This is a genomic window from Micromonospora sp. NPDC048835, assembly GCF_040649995.1.
Lineage (GTDB): Bacteria > Actinomycetota > Actinomycetes > Mycobacteriales > Micromonosporaceae > Micromonospora.
On sequence record NZ_JBEZGM010000044.1, the window covers coordinates 12,101 to 34,049 of the forward strand.

Consider the following 21,949-nt stretch of genomic DNA (forward strand, 5'->3'; position numbering starts at 1 on the left):
ACCAGTGACCGAGCTGCGGATCATGCGGGGTCGGGAGTGGTCCCGCCCGGTCCGGCCGGCCCGGCGGGAGGTGCTCAGCGCGGCCCCCCAACTGGAGGAGGGGCGTCCACCGCTGCTCTTCGTGCCCGGGTTCGGGCACGGCGCGTGGGCGTTCGCCGAGCACTGGTTGGGTCACGCGGCGTCGCGGGGGTTCCCGGCGTACGCGGTGAGCCTGCGGGGGCACGGCGGCAGCGAGCCGGCGCCGGAGGCGACGCTGCGGGCGTACGCCCACGATGTGGTCCAGGTGGCCGCGAGCCTGCCGCGGCAGGCGGTGCTTGTGGGGCACGGCGCCGGGGCCCTGGTGGTGGCGCACGCGTTGGCCCGCTACCCGGCGCGGAGCGCGGTGCTGGTGGCGCCGGTCTTCGGCGGTTGGAGTGTGCTGGGCGCGGCGTTGCGCCGCAACCCCGGCGGCACGCTGCCGGCGGTGTTCGGCGGCCCCCTGCGGCTCAACCGGGGGCAGCTTTTCAGCCGCGAGCTGCCCGACGAGGACGCCCGGCGGTACGTCGGACGCCTCGGACGGGCGGGTCGGCGGGCGCAGTGGGCGCTGCTGGGTGAGCCGGAGGCCGAACCGGCCGTCGGTGCGCCCCCGGTGCTCGTGCTGGGCAGCCCCGACGACCGGGTGGTGCCGGCCTCGACACTCACCCGGGTCGCCCGCCGGTACGGGTCGGCGCCGCTGCTCTTCCCCGGGATGGGCCACGACCTGATGCTCGACGCGCGGTGGGCGGAGCCGATCGACGCGATCCTGGACTGGCTGGAGAAGCAGCCCGCAGCGCACTGAACGGCCCGGCCGCCGGCGGCCTGATTGATGCCCCGTCGGCCGCCGGCCTGCTGGACGATCCTGCCGCCGCCGGTCAGCCGCCGGCCTGCTGAGCGGTCGGGTTGCCGGTCGGGGTGGCTGGCCGGGGCACCCGAGTGGTGCCGTCGGTGCCGGCGTCGGTGCTGGTCAGTCGACTGACCAGGGCGCCTCCCTCGTCCAGGGCGCGGAGGTAGGAGCGGGCCCAGGCCCGGATGTCGTGCTGGTGCAGGTGGGCGCGCATCTCCCGCATCCGCCTGGTGGTGTCGGCCGGGGTGGCCCGCAGCGCGGCGCGCAGGCTCTGTTTGAGCCCTTCCAGGTCGTGCGGGTTGACCAGGAACGCCTGGGACAGCTCGGCGGCGGTGCCGGCGAACTCGCTGAGCAGCAGCGCGCCCGTGTCGTCGACCCGCGCGGCCACGTACTCCTTGGCGACCAGGTTCATCCCGTCGCGCAGCGGGGTCACCGCCATCACGTCGGCGACCCGGTAGAGCGCGGCCAGCTCGGCCCGGTCGAAGGGCTGGGTGAGGTAGTGGATCGCCGGCTCGCCGACCCGACCGAACTCGCCGTTGATCCGGCCGACCTCGCGCTCGATGCGTTCGCGCAGGATCTGGTACTGGCCGACGCGTTCCCGGCTCGGCATGGCGACCTGCACCAGCACGGTGTCGCGGACCTTGACGTCGCCGCTGGCGAGCAACTCGCTGTACGCCTTGAGGCGCTGCTCGATGCCCTTGGTGTAATCCATCCGGTCCACGCTGAGGATGACCTGTCGGGGGTCGCCGAGGTCCTGGCGGAGCCGGTGGGCCCGCGCGGCCACGTCCGGGCGGTCGGCGAGCGCGGCCATCTCGGCGGTGTCGATGGAGACCGGGAACGCGCCGATGCGGACGACCCGCTCGTCGATGCCGATCCGCCGGTCGGTGGCCGGCAGCCCCAGCACCCGGGTCACCAACTGGGCGAAGTTGTGCGCGGCCTGCACCCGCTGGAAGCCGACCAGGTCGGCGCCGAGCATGCCCTGCAGCAACTCGGCCCGCCGGGGCAGTTGCATGAAGAGCTCCGGCGGCGGGAACGGCACGTGCAGGAAGAACCCGATGCGCAGGTCCGGGCGGAGCGCGCGCAGCAGACCGGGGACCAGTTGCAGGTGGTAGTCCTGCACCCAGACCACCCCACCCGGCTCGGCCACCTCTGCGGTCGCCTCGGCGAAGCGCTGGTTGACCCGCTGGTACGCCTCCCACCAGCGGCGGTGGTGTTGCGGCTGCTCCACGGAGTCGTGGTAGAGCGGCCAGAGGGTGGCGTTGGCGAACCCCTCGTAGTGGTCGCGCAGGTCTTCCGGGCTGAGCGCGACGGTGTGCATCCGCACGCCGTCCACGTCCGGCAGGGAGGGGGCCGGTCCGGTGCCACCGGCCCAGCCGACCCAGGTCGCCGGGGTGTGTCGCAGAAGCGGGTGCAGTGCGCTGACCAGCCCACCCGGGCTGCGTCGCCACTCGCAGGCACCGTCGGGGGCCTGGTTGTCATCGATGGGGAGGCGGTTGGCCACCACCACGAGAGAACTCTGTCGCATCTCGGGCATTCCGATCAGCAGAGGACTGACCGCCGCGAGCAAGGAAAAACCGGTCAGTCAGCGGGGGAAGTGACGTACAGCGGTATTCCTACTGACAGTAAGTTACACCACTGTTACGCGACCGGCGGGGCGCTGCTGTCCCGGGATGCGGGCCGGCCTCAGACGACGGCGCCGTTGTCCGGGTCGTCCTCGTCCTCGTCGCCGGGGCGCAACCGCCAGATCAGCGTGACGAAGCCGGCCAGGATGCCGGTGAACCCGAAGAGCGTGACCGCCGAGCGGTCGACCGGGAGCAACCACGGGAAGAGGAACAGCGCGAACCCGACGACGACCCCGAGCACGCCGATCACCGCGTACTTGCTGACCCGGGGCAGCGGTGGCGGGGGCGGTGGGTGGTAACCCTCGTCGTCATCGTCGTCGGGCAGGTCGGCGCCGAAGGTGTCCAGCCCGTCCAGCAGCGACGGCTCGTCGGGCCGGGTGCCCCGACCCACCGAGATCCCGGAGATGTCCGTGGCCGACGGCAGCCGACGGACGTCGGTGGCGGTCGGACCGGGCTCGTCGGCACCGGAGCGGGTCAGCGGCCCAGCGGTGGGTTCGTCCCGTACGTCCCGTTCGTCCACGTCCTCCGAGGCCGGCCACGGATGGTCGCCGGGGGTGGAGGTGGTGTGGAAACCCGCCACTATCCGTGCCCACTCGGCGTCGATGTCCGGTTCGTCGCGGGCCGGTGGCTGCTCCGGGGCGCCCTCGTCGGCGAGTTGGGTCAGGTAGTCCCGCGCGGTGGTCAGGTGTGAGCGGTCGACGTAGAGCCGGTCGACCGGCCGGGCCGGCACGGTGGTGGTGCGGGTGACCGGGTTGAGGTCGGCGGACGGCTGGAGGTAGGCGGCGATCCCGCCGGCGGCCAGCACGTCGAGCAGGTGCTCACCGACGCGCGGATCGACGTCGCCGACGACGGCGTACTCGTTCGCGTCGAGCCCGTTGTCCCGCCGTCCCCGGCGGGCCCCACCCGCTGACACCCGGACATCCCCCTTAACGCGCCTTCCGGCGCGGCCACCTCTGCCCTTCGACGCCCGTCCGCACGCCGTGCTCTGAATCGTGACACGTCAGGGCATGGTTCCGGGAGTGCGTTGTGTCGCGTCTTCCAAAGTCACGGCTGCTACCGCAGGTCGCGGTGGGGCTCCTTTGTCCGTTCTTGCGCGACACGTGCGATCTCGGTGATCGTTGGCAGCGGGGCGATGCGACACGCCGAGCGTCGCCCTGCTGACCTGTCAGCGACCCGTGCCGGTGCGGCAGCGGTGGCCGCCGATGGGTGCCAGGGGCATCGTCCGTTGTGGTGCGAGCGCTTGCTTCGTAGGCTCGTCGGCGACGGCGGCTGGTGCTGTCGCGGGCCCACCACGGGAAGGGACGCCGGTGCTCTACTGGCTGCTGAAGTACGTCATCCTCGGTCCGCTGCTCAAGCTGATCTTCCGCCCGCAGGTGGAGGGCCTGCACCACGTGCCGGTGACCGGCCCGGTGATCCTGGCGAGCAACCACCTCTCCTTCTCCGACTCGATCTTCACACCGTTGATCACCGCCCGGAAGGTCACCTTCGTCGCCAAGGCCGAGTACTTCACCGGCAAGGGGATCAAGGGCTGGCTGACCAAGATGTTCTTCGTCGGCACCGGCACGATCCCGGTGGACCGCTCCGGCGGCCGGGCCGCGCGCGCGGCCCTGGACACCCAGTTGCAGGTGCTGCGCGCCGGGGGCGTGGCCGGCATCTACCCCGAGGGCACCCGCTCCCCGGACGGGCGGCTCTACCGGGGCAAGACCGGGGTGGCCCGGCTCGCCCTGGAGAGCGGCGCGGTGGTGGTGCCGGTGGCGATGCTCAACGCCGACGAGATCCAGCCACCGGGCAAGCTCATCCCCAAGGTCGACCGGGTGCGGATCCGGTTCGGGGCGCCGCTGGACTTCTCCCGCTACGCCGGCCTGGCCGGCGACCGGTTCGTGGAGCGCGCGGTCACCGACGAGATCATGTACGAGTTGATGGAGCTCTCCGGTCGGGAGTACGTCGACACCTACGCCCAGAAGCTCAAGCAGCCCGCCCCGACGCCGCTTGCCGCCTGACCTGCGTGGGCCCGACCTGCGTGGGCCCGAGCTGCGCTGGCCTCACCTGCGCGGGCCTGACCTGCGCCGGGCGGCCGGTCACGGCAGGTGCAGCAGAGCGGGGGTGTGGTGGCGGCTGGCGAAGTCGTGCAGGCGGGCACGGGTCGCCGCGGCGGCGGGTGGGTCGGTCTCGGCGAGTGGGCCGAGGGCGAGCGCCAGCGTGATCACCTCGTCGGTCACGTCGGTCATCCGGGCGTAGCTCGCCGCCGCCGAGCGCAGCAGGTCCGCCGCTGTCGCGGCGTCCCCCTCGTGCCGGGCCAGCGTGGCGTCGGCGACCTGAGCGGCGGCGTGCGCCCACGGGGTCATCCGCGGTGCCCGGTCGAGCATCTGCCGGACCAGCCGGGCCGCATCCGCGCCGAGCACCCCGGCGACGTGCCCGACGGCCGGCACCCACTCCGCGAACGGGATCATCCGGGTCCGTTGCCAGTCCTCGTCCAGCTCGGTGAGCAGCGCCATCGCCTCGTCGCGGCGGCCCTGCACCGCCCGGCACAGGGCGGCGTGCGCCAGGGTGGAGCGCAGCACCCGGTGGAACCCGGTGCGCCGCGCCGCGACCAACGCCTGCTCGACCAGATCCGAGCCCGTCGTGTCCGCTGCCGCGGTGCCGTCCGTCCCGGTGGTGAGCGGATCCGCTCCGGCCAGCCCGCGCATCCAGCCCGAGACCGCCACGATGTGCAGGTCCCACTCCGCGGTCGGACGTCGGGTCGACTCCGCGGCCATCGCCAGCGCCGCCGTCCAGTCACCCGCGTAGTACGACCGTGCCCACTCGTCGGCGAAGCTGGTGGCCAGGCTGTGCTCGCCACCCAGGTCGAGGGTGAGCTGCTCGTCGACCAGCCGGGCCGAGCCGGCCAGGTCGCCCTCCTCCTGCAACGCCCAGGCCAGGTTCTGCACCGCCCGGCGTCGGCTGGTCAGCCGCTCCACCCGGCAGTGCTCGGTCACCTCCGCCAGCTCCGGGAACGCCGAGTCGGAGCCGGCCAGGTAGCGCGCCACGGCCAGGGTGATCCGCGCGTTGGCCTGGACCTCGCGCAACTGGAGTCGCTCGGCCAGGGACGCCGCCGCCCGCGCCGCGGTGCACGCCGGGTCGGTCTCCGCGTTCAACATGTGCACTCGGGCCAGCTCCAGCAGGGCGCCCGCCTTCTCCTGGCTGTCCGGTAGGTCGCCGTAGATGCCGATCGCCTGGTCCAGGCAGTGCAACGTCGCCGAACGGTCGGCCCGGCTCCACGCGGCGGTGGCGAGCAGCGTCCAGGCGCGCGCCGCCCCCGTCCGGTCGCCGCTCGAGGTGAGCCGCTCGGCCAGCCGGGTCAGCGTGTCCGTGCCACCGGCCACCAGGAACGCGTCCCCGTCCCGGTAGAACGCCAGCTCGGCCTCGAAGAGGTCCAACGCCGGGTCCGGCCCGACGTCCATGGCCAGTGCCCGGCCGACAAGCGCGGCAGCGGTGTCCAGCGCGTGCAGCTCGTACGCCCGGCGGGCCGCCCGGTGCAGCGCGGCCCGCGCCGCCGGAGCGTAGGGTGCGGTGTCCAACCCGACGGTCCGGGCGATCTCGTGCGCCGCCCAGCGGTGGTTCGCCAGCACCTCGGCCAGGTCGTGCTGCCGGCCGTCGGTGAGCTGGGCCATCCAGTCCGCGGTGCGTTGGTGGCGCAGCACCCGCTCGGCCCTGGGCAGCCGCTGGTAGCAGACGTCGCGCACCAGGATGTGCCGGAACCGGTACTCGGGCTGTCCAGGCATCGTCGACGTGCTCTGCTCGTACACCAGGTCGCGGCGTTGCAGGCGGTCCAGCGCCCGCTCCACCCACTCCACCGGCCGACCGAGGGCCATCGCGACCGGGGCCGCCCAGAACACCACGCCGACCACGGCGGCGGCCTGGAGCACCGCCCGGTCGGCCGAATCCAGCAGGTCGAGCCGGTTGGCGATGACCGCCTGCACGGTACGCGGCATCTCCGCGCCACCGTCGAAGTCGGCGCGGACGGCCGTACCGACCGCGTCGAGCAGGCCGCCGTCGAGCAGCATCCGGGCGTACTCCTGCGCGTAGAGCGGGTTGCCGTCGGCGAACTCGATGAGCGGGGTACGCGAGTGGGACGGCAGCGTCGACTGCCCGAGCAGCAGCGAGTAGAGCGTGTCGATGTCGGTGTCGTGCATCGGCGGCACCGAGATGGACATCGCGCCGCTGATCGTGCCCGTCCAGGCCGGGTTCCGTTCCCGCAGCTCCGGCCGGGCGGTCGCGACGACGAGCAGCGGTACGCCGCGCGCGGTCGCGCCCAACTGCTCGACGAAGGCGAGCATCGCCTGGTCCGCCCAGTGCATGTCCTCGAAGACCAGCACGGTCGGGCCGGTGGCGGCCAGGGCGAGCAGGAAACGCCGCCAGGCGGCCTCGGTCTCGCCGGGGGTGAGTCGTTCGCCGGGTACGCCGATCAGCGGCCCGAGCGCCTCGGCCAGCCGGGTCGCGTGCGGGTCGGCGAGCTGCCCCAGGCGGGCCCGCAGCCGCTCGCGTAGCGCGGCCGGGTCGTCGACCTCCGGCACACCCACCCAGGTCTTCACGATGTCCGACAACGCGGCCCAGGTGACGTTCTCACCGAACGGCGGGCACTGACCGACGAGCCAGGTGATCGGTGTGCCGGGCAGGCTGCCGGCGTGCCGGGCCAGCTCGCGCAGCAGCCGACTCTTGCCCACGCCGGCCGGGCCGAACACCGTCACCAACTGGGAGGTCCGCTCGGTCACCATCCGGTGCAGCGCGTTGACCAGCAGGCCACGCTCGTGCTCGCGGTCCACCATCGGCGTCAGCTCGGCGGCGCGCGGGTCGCGGTTGGGTCGCACCTGGACGGCCAGCCAGATCCGGCTCACCGCGGACCGGCCGCGCAGGGTGACCGGTGGCTGGTCGGCGTACTCCATCTCGTGTCGGGTGGCCGCCCAGGTGCTCTCGTCGACGACGACACCGCCGGACGGGGCGAACCCCTGCAGGCGGGAGGCCGTGTTGACCACGTCTCCGGTGACGAAGGCCTGCCCGCCGTCGCGGGCGGCGGAGAGGTCGACAAGGGCTTCGCCGGTCGCGATGCCGACCCGGAAGCCGAGCGGCGGCTGCGGACCGGTGGGCTGGCGGGCCAGGTTCCGTTGCAGCTCCAGGCCGGCGCGGACACACCGCAACGCATCGTTGTCGGTGGCCACCGGCGCGCCGAACAGCGCCATCGCCGCGTCGCCGATGTACTTCTCGACCACCCCGCCGTACTGGTGCACGATCCGGCGCACCGTGGCGAAGTAGGTCTGCTGCAGACTGCGGGCCTGCTCCGGGTCGGCCCGCTCCGCGTACCTGGTGAAGTCCACGATGTCGATGAAGAGCACGCTCACCTGACGGCGGTCCTCCTGCACCACGGCGACGTGGTCCCGCAGCGGTTGGCCGCAGCTGGTGCAGAAGTTGACCTCGGTGCTGTTGGCGTGCCCGCAGTGCGCGCAGTTGACCCCGAGCGGCTGGCCGCACCCGCCGCAGAAGCGGTCGTCCGGCCCGGCCGCGCGTGCGCAGTGTCCACACTTGAGGTCGATGTTCAGCTCCGTGGGCGAAAGAGGTCAGTATCGCGTCCGGCCGGCCAAGTCGGGTACCCGACGTGCGGACGGGCAACGCCATCGATCGGTCGGGGTTAGTGTTCCGTACCAGGAAGTTTCACGTCAGGGAGAGTGCCGTGCAGGTACGATTGTCCGCCTCGTGGACCGATCCGGGGGGCATGCTGTGGGCTGCGGGCGACACGATTGATGTCGATGCGGTCACTCTCGCCGAACTGGAGGAGCAGGGCATGGTGGAAGAGCCTGAGGGTCAGTCGGGCGGGTCGGGGGAGACCACGACCACCTCGTCGAGCACGCCCACGGCTGGTAAGCCGACCGACCCGAAGAAGATCGGTCCGGGGCCGGGCGCGCCGCCGGCCGACAGTTCGAAGAACTGATCGCCCGGGTGCGGTGGGCGGGCCGTTGGTCCGCCGGCGGCGCTCGTCCGGTCCGTACATTCGCTGACGCCGACTGCCTCTGGCAGTCGGCGTCAGCCGTGCGTACGGGCGGGTTGCTGGCCCTCGACCGATGACGGGCGTCCACACCGCAGGCTTGACCGGCGACGACGCCGGGCGGGCCGGTCGGTCAGCGGTCGGCCATGCCGGCGCGGCGGCGCAGGGCGGCCACGTCGGTCACCACGATCCGGCGGCCCTCGGTGCGGAGCCAGCCACGGCTCGCGAACGAGCCGATGGCCTGGTTGACGCTCTGCCGGGAACCACCGGCCATCTCGGCCAGTTGGCTCTGGTTGAGCTCGATCGTGATCATCGGCGCCTGGCTCTCGCCGGCCAACCGCACAAGCGTCTTCGCCACCCGACCGGGCAGGTCGAGGAAGACATGGTCGGCGTTCTGCTCGGTGAGCCGACGGATCAGCCCACCCAGAGAGCGCATCACCGCGTCCAGAATGCGGGGGTTGGAGTGCACCAACTCCATGAACGCGCCGCGTGAGAGCGCGAGCGCCGCGCAGTCCTCGATGGCCTCCGCCGACGCGGACCGGGTGGACGCGTCGAGCAGGGAGACCTCGCCGAGCACGTCCGGTGGACGGATAACCGACAGCACGGCGCGTTCGCCGGTGGGTGCGGTGCGGAACACGGCCACCGCGCCACGGCGCAACACGATCAGCGACTCGCCGGGGTCGTTCTCCACAAAGAGCAGTTGCCCCTTGCGGTAGGTGCGCGGAACCGCTGCGGCGATGACCCGCTGCCGCACCTCGGGCTCCAGCCCAGCGAACATCTCGACACCCGTGAGCGCGTCACCCGGCTCTGGCAGGCGAACCTCCACGACCCAACCCCTCCCCCGGTCATGGACCACACAACTCGCTCACCGGGCGAACCTGATGGGCCCCGACTAGGTGAACTGACACCGATTCGGCGTCCGGTAGCGGTACACATCAGATCATGACGGTCCGGTCGCTTGCTGTACACCCCTCGAAGCACTTCCGTGACCGTCACAAGCTGCGATGTGTCGTTCACGAGGTGTTGCCACGGCTCGGCCCCCTCCGATCGGGCCCCGCCGAGCATCGCCGCACGGCCGTGGGCGAAGATGCCCGGAATGGTCTACCGCTACTTCTACGACTGCGAGTTCATCGAGGACGGCACGACCGTCGACCTCGTCTCGATCGGTGTCGTCGACGAGTACGGCCGCGAGTTCTACGCGGTCTCCACCGAGTTCGACGACTCCCGCGCCGTGCCCTGGGTCCGGCGCAACGTGCTGGACAAGCTGCCGTCCCCGGCGGACCGGGCCTGGCGCTCGCGGGAGCGCATCCGTGACGACCTGTTCGACTTCCTGGTCGAGCCGATCCGGGACCGGCCGGGGGAGCAGCTGGAGCTGTGGGCCTGGTTCGCCGCGTACGACCACGTGGTGCTCGCCCAGCTCTGGGGTGCGATGCCGGCGCTGCCCCGGGAGATTCCCCGCTACACCAAGGAGCTGCGGCAGCTCTGGGACGACCGTGGTAGGCCGACCCTGCCGGACGCGGACGCGGCCCGACACGACGCGCTCGTCGACGCCCGGCACAACCTGGCCCGCTGGCGGGCGATGACGGCCCGCTGAGGGGCGGGCGCGCCATCGCAGGTTTGACCGGTTCTGTCCCGGGCAACGGTTCGGTCAGCCGAGCCGAGGGGGATTGCCATGAGTGACCAGCCGACCACTGCAACGCAGGCGCGCGCCCGGGTCACCGAGCTGGCTCGGGCCGCGCGGATCTGCATGCTCACCACGACCGCTCTGGACGGGCGGCAGGTGAGTCGACCGATGGGGCTCCAGGAGGCCGAGTTCGACGGCGACCTCTGGTTCTTCGCCTACGCCGACTCGGCCAAGGTCCGCCAGATCCGGGTGAACCCGGAGGTCAACGTCGCCTTCTCGGATCAGCGGCACAACGCCTGGGTGTCGATCTCCGGCACCGCCACCGAGGGGTTCGACCGGGCCCGCGCCGACCAGCTGTGGAGCCCGTTGCTCAAGGCGTGGTTCCCCGACGGGCTGGACACCCCGGGGCTCACGTTGATCAAGGTGCACACCAGCTCCGCCGAGTACTGGGACTCGCCCAGCAGTACGGTGGTGAACCTCCTCGGCTACGCGAAGGCGGCGGTCACCGGCCGGCCTCCGAACGCGGGCGAGAACCACGAGGTGACCTACTGACCGGGGGTGGGTGCCCGGGGCGCGCTGTCGCCGCACCGGCGGGCCGACTACAGTGCGCAGTGACGGCCCGCCCCGGGCCGGCAACGGCGCCGATGGTCTGACCTGACACATACCCTGGGGCATATCGGGCTTTACCTGATGCTCCAGGAGGATGAGCGGATCATGCGTATCGGCGTGCTCACCGGCGGCGGGGACTGCCCCGGTCTCAACGCGGTCATCCGGGCGGTGGTCCGCAAGGGCGTCGCCACTTACGGTCACGAGTTCGTGGGCTTCCGGGACGGTTGGAAGGGTCCCCTCGAGGGTCTCTCCCGGCCCCTGGGTATCGCCGACGTCCGCGGCATTCTGCCCCGCGGCGGCACCATCCTCGGCTCGTCCCGGACCAACCCGTTCAAGATCGAGAACGGCGTCGAGCGGATCAAGGACAACCTCGCCGAGCAGGGCGTGGACGCGCTGATCGCGATCGGCGGCGAGGACACCCTCGGCGTGGCCACCAAGCTCTACGAGCTTGGTGTGCAGGTCGTCGGCGTGCCGAAGACGATCGACAACGACCTCGGCGCCACCGACTACACCTTCGGCTTCGACACCGCGGTCAACATCGCGATGGAGGCCATCGACCGCCTCCACACCACCGCGGAGAGCCACCACCGCACCCTGGTCGTCGAGGTGATGGGCCGGCACGCCGGCTGGATCGCCCTGCACGCCGGCCTCGCCGGTGGTGCCAACGTCATCCTGCTGCCCGAGCGTCAGTTCGACGTCGAGCAGGTGGCCGGCTACGTCGAGAAGCGCTTCCAGCACCAGTACGCCCCGATCGTCGTGGTCGCCGAGGGCGCCCAGCCGCTGGACGGCCAGATGGTCCTCGCCAACCAGGAGCTCGACTCGTTCGGCCACGTCCGCCTCGGCGGCATCGGCCAGTGGCTCGCCGAGCAGCTGGAGGCCAAGACCGGCAAGGAGGCCCGCACCGTGGTGCTGGGCCACATCCAGCGCGGTGGCACCCCGACCGCCTTCGACCGGGTGCTCGCCACCCGCCTGGGCCTGCAGGCCATCGACGCCGTCAACGACGGTGACTGGGGCAAGATGGTCGCGATGCAGAGCACCGACATCGTCCGGGTGCCCCTCGCGGACGCGACCCGCGAGCTGAAGACCGTGCCGCTGGAGCGGTACGCCGAGGCCGAGGTCTTCTTCGGCAGCTGATCGATCGTCGGCGGCGCGGCGGGCCTGCGGGTCCGCCGCGCCGCGACCCAACACGAGGGGGTACGGGCCGACATGTCAGCCGGAGTGCACACGGTCGCGGTGATCGGCGCGGGCAAGATCGGTGAGCTGATGCTCTCCGGGCTGCTGCGCTCGGGGTGGCCGGTCGACCGGCTGCTGGCCACCGCCCGCCGGCCCGCCCGCGCCGAGGAGTTGGCCGCCCGCTACGGCGTACGGGTGGTCGACAACCTGACCGCGGTGGACGAAGCGGCGGTGCTCGCGGTCTCGGTGAAACCGCAGGACGCCGCCGCGCTGCTCGACGAGATCGGCCCCAAGGTGCCGGCCGACAAGCTCGTCATCTCGCTCTGCGCCGGCCTGCCCACCAGCTTCTTCAGCCGCCGGCTGCCCGACGGCACCCCGGTGGTGCGGGTGATGACCAACACCCCGGCCCTGGTCGACGAGGCGATGACCGCGATCTCCGCCGGCGCGTACGCCACCGGGGCGCACCTGACGTTGGCCGAGGAGATGTTCAAGCCGCTCGGCCAGACGATCCGGGTGCCCGAGTCGCAGCAGGACGCGGTCACCGCGCTCTCCGGCTCCGGCCCGGCCTACTTCTACCTCCTGGTCGAAGCCATGATCGACGCCGGGATCCTGCTCGGGCTGCCCCGCCAGGTGGCACACGAGTTGATCGTGCAGACCGCGATCGGGTCGGCGGTGATGCTGCGCGACTCCGGCGAGCACCCGGTCAAGCTGCGCGAGGCGGTCACCTCGCCGGCCGGCACCACCATCTCCGCGATCCGGGAGTTGGAGAAGCACGGCGTACGCGCGGCGCTGCTCGCCGCGCTGGAGGCCGCCCGCGATCGCGCCCGCGAGTTGGCGGCACAGGCCGACTGAGCGTTCGCGCTTCGCGCCGGAACGGTCCGGGCACGTCGCGGGGGCCGAGCGTGCCGCATACTGGCCCGGTGTTCACACTCGCCCAGGCCCGGCACCTGGTGGCCACTCTGCAGCCGCGCGTCGACGAGTTGGTCCGGGTCCGGGCCGACCTGGCCGAGTTACGCGTCGACCTGGCCGACCACGGCGTGAGCGCGCTCGGCGGCATGGCCGAGGTCAAGGCGCTGGAGGCCCGGCTGCACGCCGTTGTCGACGAGTTGCACCAGCACGACATCCAGGTCAAGGGCATCGCTCCGGTGCTGCTCGACTTCCCCGGCGAGCGCGACGGCCGCGCCGTGCTCTGGTGCTGGTTGGAGGGCGACTCCGACGTGCGCTGGTACCACCGGGCCGAGTGCGGCTTCGCCGGCCGCCGCCCCCTCTGACCCCCGCGCCCCGCGCGACCCCGCGCCCCGCGCGACCCCGCGCCCCGCGCGACCCCGCGCCCCGCGCGACCCCGCGCCCCGCGCGACTCCGCGCGACTCCGCGCCCCGCGCGACTCCGCGCGACCCCCGCCCCGCGCACTTGATCCACTCGGGTTTCGGGAAACTGCGGTGTCCGGCCACAGCGGACGCCCCGATATCAGTGGACTCGAGTGGATCACGGGGCTGCGCGCGGCTCAGCCCGCGGCGGACGACGGCAGGAACGGGCCGCCGGCCTCGGTCACCGCGAACACCACCACGTTGTCGACGTAGTGACCCCGCCGCCTGTCGAAGTCACCCCCGCAGGTGACCAGGCGCAACTCCGCGCCGGGCGTCGGCCCGTAGACCACGGCCGTCGGAAACCGGTCCTTGCGGGTCCGTAGCGACCCGGTCACCCGGAACGACAACCGCTGCCCGCCGCGCCACACCTCCACCAGGTCGCCGGGCCGTAGCTCGCCGAGCTCGGCGAAGACCGCCGGGCCGCGTCGCGAGTCCAGATGCCCGGCGAGGACGGCCGGGCCGGTGTCGCCCGGGGCCGGGCCGCCGCCGTACCAGCCGGCGGTGTCGAAGTCGGTCGGTGGGACAAGCGCACCCGTGCGGTCCAACCCCAGCACGGTGAGCGGTGAGTCGACGCCGATGCGCGGTACGCGTACCCGCGTGGGGGGACCCTGTGGCGCGGGCGCGGCGGCCACCGTCGGGCAGTCGTCGCCGCAGCCGGGGTGCCAGCTCGCCGGCGGCGGCGGTGGGTCGGTGGTGGCCAGCCCGACCCCGGTGCCGGCGGCCAGGCAGACCGCCGCGCCGGCCGCGACAAGCGCGGCCAGCGGCGCCCGGCGGTCCCGGTGCCGCCGGATCGACCGATCCGGCCCGGCGCTCACCAGGTGGTGCGCCGCCGCCGGCGCCAGAGCAGCAGGGCCACCGCGCCGGCCGTCACGGCCAGACCGCCGGCCACCAGGGGGTACGCGTCGAGGCCCGCCCCGGCGGTGCCACCGGCGCCGGTGTCCACCCCGCCGGCCGGGACGACGGTGCCGCCCTCGGCGTCGCGACGCAGTTCGGCGGTGAGCCCGCCCTGCCGCGCGTCGAGCACCAGCAGTGAGTAGACCGCACCGCCGGTGAGCCGCACCTCCGCGTCGGCGCTCGGACCGCCGGCACCCGTCAGCTTCAGCCGCCAATTCCCCGGCTCGACCTGCTGATAGTCGGTCGTGGTGGCGAACTGCACCCCGTCGGCGATCCTCGGGCCGTCGGCGGCGGCCACGTCGAGTACCGGGGTGCGAACGGACGCCTGCACGACCCGCACCTTGGCGCGGCCGTCGGTGGGGGCGCTGAGATCGTCGTTGAGCACCCGCAGACCGAGGTCGGCGTGCCGGCCGACACCGGCCACCGTGTAGGCGTCGCCGCTGCTCACCGCGACCTCGGTGGTGAGCACCGGAGGGTCGCTGGCGGGAGCGCCGGCCTCACGCATGGCCACCGCGTACCGGCCCGGCGCGAGTTCCAGATAGTCGGAGACCACGCCGTAACCGACCCCGGGGAAGACCTGCGGCTTCGCCGCGCCCGGCGCGGCCAGGTAGACGTCCACCGCCGGCGTGTCCGGGGAGAGGTGCGCGAGCCGGACGTATCCGATGTTGTCCGCGCCGGTCGCGGCACCTGCCGGAATCGGAATGGCGGCGGTCGCGAGGGCGGTGCCGAGCAGGAGCGCGCCGGAGCCGGCCAACAGCCGGCGGGGCATGGTACGGAACGTGTGCATGTCGCCTCCGGGGCACGTTCGGTGAGCGGGCGGCAACCCAGAGAACAGGGTCCCGTGAACAGGACTACGACGCAAGTTGCCACAGCCATGTTTTGTCGCGTCCACCCCTGCCGCGCCCCCGCGCCCCTCAAGATCCGCGCAACTTCGGGGATGTTGCTGCCTCGCGACGGCTTGAGGCAGCAACATCCCCGAAGTTGTGCAGGGTCAGGCTCTCGTTCGTGCGGCGGGTGCTCGTCTACCGATCGCGGACGGCTAGGAGGCCCAGCAGGTCGGGGAGGACTCCGCCCGCGCCCGCCTCGACGACCCGGACCAGCCGAAGATCGGCGTCCACTGTCGCCGCCCGCCGTACGTTCACCCGGAGGGCGATCGCGAGGCGGGCGGCGACAGGCCCCTGCTCAGCGGGTGGCGGCGGCGACGGCGGCGCGCACCTTGGCGGCGTCGCCCGGGGCCGGGTGCTCCCAGTCGGTCGGGCTGGCCGAGTAGAGCGTGCCGTACGCCGGGGTGTCCGGCTGGTAGCGCCACCCTTCGGCCAGCGGGCCGACGTCGACCGCGTCGTAGCCGATCCGGTCCAGGAAGGCGGTCACCTCGGCCTTCGCTGCGGCGTCGTCGCCGGCGATCGCGAGGGCGCTACGGTCGGTGGCGCCGGACTGGCGGGGGAGCGCGGCCAGGCCCTTGAAGTAGATGTTGTTGAAGACCTTGACCACCCTTGACTCCGGCAGGTGCCGCTGAAGCAGTTCACTGCTCGTGGTCTCTCCCGAGTCCAGTTCCGGGAAGACGCCGTCGCGCTGCGGGTAGTAGTTGTTGGTGTCGATGACGACCTTGCCGGCCAGCGGTTCCACCGGCACCGCCCGGTACGCCTTCAGCGGCACGGTGACCACCACGATGTCACCGACCTGCGCCGCGTCCTGCGCGGTGCCGGCGCTGGCGTGCTCGCCCAGGGTCTCGACCAGGTCGGTGAGGGTCTCTGGGCCTCGCGAGTTGCTCAGCACCACGTCGTAGCCGGCGTCGACGGCCAGCCGGGCCACGGTGCCGCCGATGTTGCCACTGCCGATCAGTCCCACAGTTGTCATGCTCGTCCCCAACTCCGTCCACCCTCGACGAATTCCCGACCAGGCTGGTGGGTTTTTCGATCACCCACTGTCGGGTGGCTGCGCAGACCGTTCGCGACCGTCGCCGTCCCGGCGGATGCCCTGGTGGCGGCGCTGCGCTTCCGTCCCGCACACCGTACTGCCCACCCTGGTCGCCGACCGGCTCTCCGAGGAGCTGCCACTCTCCGGTGAGGTCGGGGAGGGTCGACTCAGGCGGTGGGGAGGGTCTTCTCGATGGCTGCGCGGAGGTCGTCGGAGTCGGGCTCGACCGTGGGGGCGAAGCGGGCGGCGACCGAGCCGTCCGGGGCGACCAGGAACTTCTCGAAGTTCCACCGCACGTCACCGGTGTGCCCGTCGGCGTCCGGAGTGTCCACGAGGGCGGCGTAGAGCGGGTGCCGGTTCGGACCGTTGACGTCGACCTTCTCCGTCAACGGGAAGGTAACCCCGTAGTTGACCTGGCAGAAGTCGCTGATCTCGGCGGCGCTGCCCGGCTCCTGCCCGGCGAACTGGTTGCACGGCACGCCGAGGACCACCAGGCCCCGGTCGGCGTAGGTGTCGGCCAATTTTTGCAGGCCGGCGTACTGCGGGGTGAGGCCGCAGCGGGAGGCCACGTTGACGACGAGCATCGCCTTGCCGCGGTGGCGGTCAAGGTCGGCGGGGCCGCCGGTGAGGGCGTCGATCGGGATGTCGAAGACGGTCATGGGCCGAGGCTACGCGCCGGCCACCGACGGTCCGGGGCAAGGGCACTCCATGCACCAGGAGAAATCGAAACATGCGCATCTTGACGAACTGATGACGGCGTGAGTACCGTCTCACCATCTCTTTTGGAAAGTTTCCTAACAGTTCGGGAGACGCCGCATGAAAAGATCGCTCCGCCGGGCCCTCTGGGCCGGTGCCGTGGTCGCCGTGACCGTCGCAACGGTGCCGGTGACCACCGCGTTCGGCGCCGGCACGGTCACCACCACCTTCACCAAGGCGCAGGACTGGGGGACCGGTCACGAGACGAGGGTGACCGTCACCAACGGTTCCAGCGCCACGGTCACCACCTGGCGCATCGAGTTCGACCTGCCGTCCGGCACCACCATCAGCAGCGCGTGGGACGCCGACGTCACCAGCAGTGGCAACCACTACGTCGCGGTCAAGAAGAGCTGGGCCGGTGGCATCGCCCCCGGCGCCTCGTTCAGTTGGGGCTACAACGGCAGCGGTGCCTACAAGGCGCCGCTGAACTGCACCATCAACGGTGCGGCCTGCGGCGGTGGGTCCACTCCGCCGACCACGACGCCGCCGACCACCACCCCACCGACGACGACGCCGCCCACCACCCCACCGCCCACCACGCCACCGCCGACCACCAACCCGCCGAACCCGGGCGGCAAGAAGATCGTCGGCTACTTCGCCGAGTGGGGCGTCTACGGGCGCAACTACCACGTCAAGAACATCCAGACCAGCGGCTCGGCCGCCAAGCTGACCCACATCCTGTACGCCTTCGGCAACACCACCGGCGGTCGTTGCGCCATCGGTGACAGCTACGCCGACTACGAGAAGGCGTACACCGCCGCGGAGAGCGTCGACGGCGTCGCCGACACCTGGGACCAGCCGCTGCGGGGCAGCTTCAACCAGCTGCGCAAGCTCAAGCAGCTCAACCCGCACCTCAAGGTGATCTGGTCGTTCGGTGGCTGGACCTGGTCCGGTGGCTTCACCCAGGCCGCGCAGAACCCGGCCGCGTTCGCCGAGAGCTGCTACAACCTCGTCGAGGACCCGCGCTGGGCGGACGTCTTCGACGGCATCGACGTCGACTGGGAGTACCCGAACGCCTGCGGTCTGAGCTGTGACACCAGCGGCCCGAACGCGTTCAAGAACGTGATCAGCGCGTTGCGGTCGAAGTTCGGGTCCAGTGCCCTGGTCACCGCCGCCATCACCGCGGACGGCAGCAACGGCGGCAAGATCGACGCCACCGACTACGCCGGTGCCATCGGCAACCTCAACTGGCTGATGCCGATGACCTACGACTACTTCGGCGCCTTCGCCGCCCAGGGTCCGACGGCACCGCACTCCCCGCTCACCTCGTACACCGGAATCCCGCAGCAGGGCTTCAACTCCGACGCGGCGATCCAGAAGCTCAAGAGCAAGGGCGTCCCGGCGAACAAGCTGCTGCTCGGCATCGGCTTCTACGGTCGGGGCTGGACCGGAGTCACCCAGGCCGCTCCGGGAGGCAGCGCCACCGGCGCGGCACCGGGCACCTACGAGGCCGGCATCGAGGACTACAAGGTCCTCAAGAACACCTGCCCGGCCACCGGCACGGTCGCCGGCACCGCGTACGCCAAGTGCGGCAGCAACTGGTGGAGCTACGACACCCCGTCGACCATCAACGGCAAGATGACGTACGCGAACAACCAGGGCCTCGGTGGCGCGTTCTTCTGGGAGCTCTCCGGTGACACGAGCAACGGCGAGCTCATCGGCGCCATCAAGGGCGGTCTCGGCTGAGCCGAGGGCCGACGCACCACCCACACGGCGGGGAGGGGCCCGCACCGTCCCTTCCCGCCCGTGACACAGCGGCCCGGTCGACGCCAAGCGTCGGTCGGGCCGCCGCCGTTGGGCTCACCCAGCCCGATGTGGCAGACTCGCGGCTCGGCACGTCTCGATCTCACCGTCGACGGAGGTGATCATGCGCCGGACCCACCGCAGGCTGGCGGCGAGCGCCGCCGGGCTGGTGCTGCTGCCGGTTGCCCTGGTCGGCTGCGGGTTCGGTGGCGGAGACGAGGACGAGTCCCCCGCCAAGCCGGCCCGAGTCCCCGCCGAGGAGGCCGCCACCCGCTCCCGTGAGCGCGTGCAGGCGTACCTCGACGCGATGGCGGCCAAGGACGTCGACGCCGGCCGCAGCCAGCTCTGCGCTCTGCTGCACGACGGCTTCGACCTGGGCGCCACCGGTCCCAACGGCGACTTCGCCGACCACTTCAAGGTGCCGGAGGCGGCCATCACCGACATCCGGTCCGGTCCGCGCGGCCAGGAGGTCAGCGTCTCGGTCTCGGTCGCGGTCGGCAAGCGCACCGTCACCCGGCCGCTGGTCTTCACCGTCACCCGGGACGGCAGCGACTGGTGCATCGCCAGCGAAGCGCCGGGCAGCGCGCCCGCTGCGCCGTCGCCGACCGGCGTCTTCGTGCCCGAGTGACCTGACCAGCGCTCGGCGGATTGATCTCCCATCTGCCGGAACCGTCCCCCTCGGCGCCCGGTCACCGCGGCCGTCGCCGTACGCTTTCTGTCATGCGCCATGAGTGGCATCAGTTGAGCCATCCCGCGGTGGGTAGCCCGGGCCTGCAGACCAGCCGACCGACCGTCGACTCCGCCGAGGACGCCGCGCTCGGCCTGGACCGATGGCGGGAGCTGCCCCGCGAGCAGGTCCCGCCGTGGTCCGACCCGGCCGCCGTGGCCGCGGTCTGCAAGGTCCTCGACACCGTGCCGTCGGTCGTCGCGCCCTACGAGGTCGACCAACTGCGGCAGAAGCTCGCCCTGGTGTGCGAGGGCAAGGCGTTCCTGCTGCAGGGTGGTGACTGCGCCGAGACGTTCGTGGACAACACCGAGAGCCACCTGCTGGCCAACGCCCGCACCCTGCTCCAGATGGCGATCGTGCTCACCTACGGCGCGTCGCTGCCGGTGGTCAAGGTCGCCCGGGTCGCCGGGCAGTACACGAAGCCGCGTTCGCTGCCGACCGACGCGCGCGGCCTCCCCGCGTACCGCGGCGACATGATCAACTCCCTGGAGGCCGACCCGGCCGCCCGGGTCGCCGACCCGCAGCGCATGATCCGCGCGTACGCGAACTCGGCGGCGGCGATGAACATGCTCCGGGCGTACCTCGCCGGCGGGCTCGCCGACCTGCACGCCGTGCACGACTGGAACAAGGGCTTCGTGAAGAACTCCCCGGCGGGGGAGCGTTACGAGGCGATCGCCCGGGAGATCGACCGGGCGTTGGCCTTCATCCGGGCCTGCGGCATGACCGACGACGAGGCGCTGCGCACCGTCACGCTCTACTGCTCCCACGAGGCCCTCGCCCTGGAGTACGACCGGGCGCTCACCCGGGTCTCCGACCGTCGGGCGTACGGGCTCTCCGGGCACTTCCTCTGGATCGGCGAGCGCACCCGGCAGATCAGCGGGGCGCACATCGACTTCATCTCCCGGATCGCCAACCCGATCGGGGTCAAGCTCGGCCCGGGCACCTCCCCGGACGAGGCGATCGAGCTGTGCGAGAAGCTCAACCCGGACAACATCCCCGGCCGGCTCACCCTGATCAGCCGGATGGGCAACCATCGGGTACGCGACGCGCTGCCGCCGATCGTCGCCAAGGTCACCGCCGCCGGCGCCAAGGTGGTCTGGCAGTGCGACCCGATGCACGGCAACACGCACGAGTCGTCGAACGGCTACAAGACCCGGCACTTCGACCGCATCGTCGACGAGGTGCTCGGCTACTTCGAGGTGCACCGGGGGCTGGAAACCCACCCCGGCGGCCTGCACGTCGAGTTGACCGGCGAGGACGTCACCGAGTGCCTCGGCGGTGCCCAGGGCATCGAGGACCTCGACCTGCCGGACCGCTACGAGACCGCCTGCGACCCGCGACTCAACACCCAGCAGTCGTTGGAGTTGGCCTTCCTCGTAGCCGAGATGCTCCGTGGCTGAAGTCGGTGGCCGAAGGGATGACCGCGGCTGAGGTTGCCGACCCCCGCCGACAGCCGAGAAGAATGACCGTGACCAGGTGTGCGAGACCCGCAACCGGCGGTCGAAAGGATGACAGTGGCTGACCTGTTCGTGGACCTGCGATCCGACACGGTGACCCGGCCGACCGCCGGGATGCGGGAGGCGATGGCCACCGCCGAGGTGGGCGACGACGTCTACGGCGAGGACCCGACCGTCAACGCGCTCGAAGCCGAGGTGGCCGCCCTGTTCGGGCACGAGGCGGCGTTGTTCGCCCCGAGCGGGTCGATGGCGAACCAGATCGCTCTGCAGTTGCTGGTGTCGCCGGGTGACGAGGTGCTCTGCGACGCCGACGCGCACGTGGTCACGTACGAGATCGGCGCCGCGGCCGCGTACGGCGGAATTTCCTCGCGGACCTGGCCCGCGGTCGGCGCGGACATCGACCCGGAGGTGGTGGCCGGGATGATCCGGCCGGACGGCTACTTCGCCGTCCCCACCCGGGCGATCGCCGTCGAGCAGACCCACAATCGTGGCGGTGGCGGGGTGATTCCGCTGGCCACCCTGCGGGATCTGCGCAGGGTCGCCGACGACGCGGGTCTCGCGCTGCACTGCGACGGCGCCCGGATCTGGCACGCGCACGTCGCCGACGGGGTGCCGCTGATCGAGTACGGTCGGCTCTTCGACACGCTGTCGGTCTGCCTCTCCAAGGGCCTCGGCGCACCTGTCGGTTCACTTGTGGTGGGCAGCGCGGAGAAGATCGCGCGGGCCCGGACGATCCGCAAGCGGATGGGCGGTGGCATGCGTCAGGCCGGCATTCTGGCCGCCGCCGGCCGGTACGCGCTCGCGCAGCACATCGACCGGCTGGCCGACGACCACGCGAAGGCGGCCCGGCTCGCCGAGGCGGTCGCGCCGTTCGGTGTGCTGGCCACCACCGTGCGCACCAATCTGGTCGCGCTGGACCTGACCAAGCACACGCTGGACGCACGTGCCCTGGCGGCCGTCGCGCGGGAGGAGGGCGTCCTCATCTCGGTGCTCGGCCCCCGGACCGCCCGTCTGGTCACCCACCTGGGCGTCAGCGACGCGGACATCGACCACGCAGTAGAAGCTCTACCCCGAATCCTGACGGCGTCCTGACCCGCCCAGCCCCCTCCCTGCCGGGGCACACCAGGTCAGAGCTATTTTCGCGAGGTGTCCGAGTGGGTCTGTGACTGTTGCGGGCGGTGG

General features: G+C 72.0%; 20 protein-coding genes. 12 read left to right on the forward strand and 8 right to left on the reverse strand.

Annotation, left to right across the window (positions count from 1 at the left end):
• The first annotated feature begins 22 nt into the window (after positions 1–22).
• On the forward strand, positions 23–817 hold the full coding sequence (locus AB0C15_RS30520; protein ID WP_357357847.1) for an alpha/beta fold hydrolase: 795 nt from the start codon (positions 23–25) through the stop codon (positions 815–817).
• A 73-nt stretch (positions 818–890) separates the two neighbouring features.
• Here the strand turns inward: AB0C15_RS30520 and AB0C15_RS30525 are convergent, their stop codons facing one another.
• Positions 891–2,387 carry a trehalose-6-phosphate synthase gene (locus AB0C15_RS30525; RefSeq protein WP_357357849.1) on the reverse strand — a complete coding sequence of 499 codons (1,497 nt, stop codon included), beginning with the start codon at positions 2,385–2,387 and terminating at the stop codon, positions 891–893.
• A 158-nt stretch (positions 2,388–2,545) separates the two neighbouring features.
• Positions 2,546–3,397, reverse strand: coding sequence for a DUF308 domain-containing protein (locus AB0C15_RS30530; RefSeq protein ID WP_357357815.1), 852 nt, complete (start codon positions 3,395–3,397; stop codon positions 2,546–2,548).
• A 394-nt stretch (positions 3,398–3,791) separates the two neighbouring features.
• Here AB0C15_RS30530 and AB0C15_RS30535 point away from each other — a divergent pair, with 394 nt between their 5' ends.
• Positions 3,792–4,484 carry a lysophospholipid acyltransferase family protein gene (locus tag AB0C15_RS30535; RefSeq protein WP_357357817.1) on the forward strand — a complete coding sequence of 231 codons (693 nt, stop codon included), beginning with the start codon at positions 3,792–3,794 and terminating at the stop codon, positions 4,482–4,484.
• A gap of 78 nt (positions 4,485–4,562) precedes the next feature.
• Here AB0C15_RS30535 and AB0C15_RS30540 read toward each other — a convergent pair whose 3' ends face one another.
• Positions 4,563–8,057: an adenylate/guanylate cyclase domain-containing protein gene (locus AB0C15_RS30540; RefSeq protein ID WP_357357850.1), complete on the reverse strand. Its 3,495-nt coding sequence runs from the start codon at positions 8,055–8,057 to the stop codon at positions 4,563–4,565.
• A 56-nt stretch (positions 8,058–8,113) separates the two neighbouring features.
• Here AB0C15_RS30540 and AB0C15_RS30545 point away from each other — a divergent pair, with 56 nt between their 5' ends.
• The gene (locus AB0C15_RS30545; protein WP_357357819.1) at positions 8,114–8,446 is read left to right on the forward strand and encodes a hypothetical protein; all 333 of its coding nucleotides are present in this window, start codon (positions 8,114–8,116) and stop codon (positions 8,444–8,446) included.
• 187 nt (positions 8,447–8,633) lie between these two features.
• On the opposite strand, the gene AB0C15_RS30550 is transcribed toward AB0C15_RS30545, so the two are convergent.
• Complete coding sequence (locus AB0C15_RS30550) at positions 8,634–9,326, reverse strand: Crp/Fnr family transcriptional regulator (protein ID WP_091407574.1); 693 nt, start codon at positions 9,324–9,326, stop codon at positions 8,634–8,636.
• 270 nt (positions 9,327–9,596) lie between these two features.
• On the opposite strand from AB0C15_RS30550, the gene AB0C15_RS30555 reads away from it, so the two are divergent.
• From AB0C15_RS30555 to AB0C15_RS30575, 5 genes are all read left to right on the forward strand, one after another.
• Positions 9,597–10,094, forward strand: coding sequence for a polyadenylate-specific 3'-exoribonuclease AS (locus tag AB0C15_RS30555; RefSeq protein ID WP_357357852.1), 498 nt, complete (start codon positions 9,597–9,599; stop codon positions 10,092–10,094).
• A gap of 78 nt (positions 10,095–10,172) precedes the next feature.
• Positions 10,173–10,676 (forward strand): pyridoxamine 5'-phosphate oxidase family protein, encoded by a 504-nt coding sequence (locus AB0C15_RS30560; protein WP_357357821.1) that lies wholly within the window; start codon positions 10,173–10,175, stop codon positions 10,674–10,676.
• 162 nt (positions 10,677–10,838) lie between these two features.
• The gene (locus AB0C15_RS30565) at positions 10,839–11,867 is read left to right on the forward strand and encodes a 6-phosphofructokinase (RefSeq protein WP_357357855.1); all 1,029 of its coding nucleotides are present in this window, start codon (positions 10,839–10,841) and stop codon (positions 11,865–11,867) included.
• A 72-nt stretch (positions 11,868–11,939) separates the two neighbouring features.
• Positions 11,940–12,758, forward strand: coding sequence for a pyrroline-5-carboxylate reductase (gene proC / locus AB0C15_RS30570; RefSeq protein WP_357357823.1), 819 nt, complete (start codon positions 11,940–11,942; stop codon positions 12,756–12,758).
• A gap of 68 nt (positions 12,759–12,826) precedes the next feature.
• Positions 12,827–13,177 (forward strand): DUF2203 domain-containing protein, encoded by a 351-nt coding sequence (locus AB0C15_RS30575; protein ID WP_357357825.1) that lies wholly within the window; start codon positions 12,827–12,829, stop codon positions 13,175–13,177.
• A gap of 233 nt (positions 13,178–13,410) precedes the next feature.
• Here the strand turns inward: AB0C15_RS30575 and AB0C15_RS30580 are convergent, their stop codons facing one another.
• The 4 genes from AB0C15_RS30580 to AB0C15_RS30595 all read right to left on the reverse strand — a co-directional run bounded on the left by AB0C15_RS30580 (position 13,411) and on the right by AB0C15_RS30595 (position 16,743).
• Positions 13,411–14,088: a class F sortase gene (locus AB0C15_RS30580; protein ID WP_357357827.1), complete on the reverse strand. Its 678-nt coding sequence runs from the start codon at positions 14,086–14,088 to the stop codon at positions 13,411–13,413.
• On the reverse strand, positions 14,085–14,954 hold the full coding sequence (locus AB0C15_RS30585) for a DUF4397 domain-containing protein (protein WP_357357829.1): 870 nt from the start codon (positions 14,952–14,954) through the stop codon (positions 14,085–14,087). The genes AB0C15_RS30580 and AB0C15_RS30585 overlap by 4 nt, the downstream gene beginning before the upstream one ends.
• A gap of 395 nt (positions 14,955–15,349) precedes the next feature.
• A complete protein-coding gene (locus AB0C15_RS30590; RefSeq protein ID WP_357357831.1) occupies positions 15,350–16,024 on the reverse strand; it encodes an NADPH-dependent F420 reductase in 675 nt (224 codons plus the stop codon).
• Positions 16,025–16,251: 227 nt separating this feature from the next.
• Positions 16,252–16,743, reverse strand: coding sequence for a glutathione peroxidase (locus tag AB0C15_RS30595; RefSeq protein WP_357357833.1), 492 nt, complete (start codon positions 16,741–16,743; stop codon positions 16,252–16,254).
• 157 nt (positions 16,744–16,900) lie between these two features.
• On the opposite strand from AB0C15_RS30595, the gene AB0C15_RS30600 reads away from it, so the two are divergent.
• From AB0C15_RS30600 to AB0C15_RS30615, 4 genes are all read left to right on the forward strand, one after another.
• Positions 16,901–18,526 (forward strand): glycosyl hydrolase family 18 protein, encoded by a 1,626-nt coding sequence (locus AB0C15_RS30600; protein ID WP_357357835.1) that lies wholly within the window; start codon positions 16,901–16,903, stop codon positions 18,524–18,526.
• A gap of 181 nt (positions 18,527–18,707) precedes the next feature.
• Positions 18,708–19,211, forward strand: a complete 504-nt coding sequence (locus AB0C15_RS30605; protein WP_357357837.1) for a hypothetical protein — start codon at positions 18,708–18,710, stop codon at positions 19,209–19,211.
• 92 nt (positions 19,212–19,303) lie between these two features.
• Complete coding sequence (locus tag AB0C15_RS30610; protein WP_357357839.1) at positions 19,304–20,710, forward strand: class II 3-deoxy-7-phosphoheptulonate synthase; 1,407 nt, start codon at positions 19,304–19,306, stop codon at positions 20,708–20,710.
• A gap of 114 nt (positions 20,711–20,824) precedes the next feature.
• Entirely contained in the window at positions 20,825–21,859 is a 1,035-nt protein-coding gene (locus tag AB0C15_RS30615) for a GntG family PLP-dependent aldolase (protein ID WP_357357841.1), read from the forward strand.
• Positions 21,860–21,949 lie beyond the last annotated feature (90 nt).

Bases quoted from the DNA above. Each gene is read 5' to 3' on its own strand.
- AB0C15_RS30520 (WP_357357847.1), top strand. From the start codon at position 23: ATGCGGGGTCGGGAGTGGTCCCGCCCGGTCCGGCCGGCCCGGCGGGAG.
- AB0C15_RS30525 (WP_357357849.1), bottom strand. From the start codon at position 2,387: ATGCGACAGAGTTCTCTCGTGGTGGTGGCCAACCGCCTCCCCATCGAT.
- AB0C15_RS30555 (WP_357357852.1), top strand. From the start codon at position 9,597: ATGGTCTACCGCTACTTCTACGACTGCGAGTTCATCGAGGACGGCACG.
- AB0C15_RS30560 (WP_357357821.1), top strand. From the start codon at position 10,173: ATGAGTGACCAGCCGACCACTGCAACGCAGGCGCGCGCCCGGGTCACC.
- AB0C15_RS30565 (WP_357357855.1), top strand. From the start codon at position 10,839: ATGCGTATCGGCGTGCTCACCGGCGGCGGGGACTGCCCCGGTCTCAAC.
- proC (WP_357357823.1), top strand. From the start codon at position 11,940: ATGTCAGCCGGAGTGCACACGGTCGCGGTGATCGGCGCGGGCAAGATC.
- AB0C15_RS30585 (WP_357357829.1), bottom strand. From the start codon at position 14,954: ATGCACACGTTCCGTACCATGCCCCGCCGGCTGTTGGCCGGCTCCGGC.
- AB0C15_RS30590 (WP_357357831.1), bottom strand. From the start codon at position 16,024: ATGACAACTGTGGGACTGATCGGCAGTGGCAACATCGGCGGCACCGTG.
- AB0C15_RS30595 (WP_357357833.1), bottom strand. From the start codon at position 16,743: ATGACCGTCTTCGACATCCCGATCGACGCCCTCACCGGCGGCCCCGCC.
- AB0C15_RS30600 (WP_357357835.1), top strand. From the start codon at position 16,901: ATGAAAAGATCGCTCCGCCGGGCCCTCTGGGCCGGTGCCGTGGTCGCC.
- AB0C15_RS30605 (WP_357357837.1), top strand. From the start codon at position 18,708: ATGCGCCGGACCCACCGCAGGCTGGCGGCGAGCGCCGCCGGGCTGGTG.
- AB0C15_RS30610 (WP_357357839.1), top strand. From the start codon at position 19,304: ATGCGCCATGAGTGGCATCAGTTGAGCCATCCCGCGGTGGGTAGCCCG.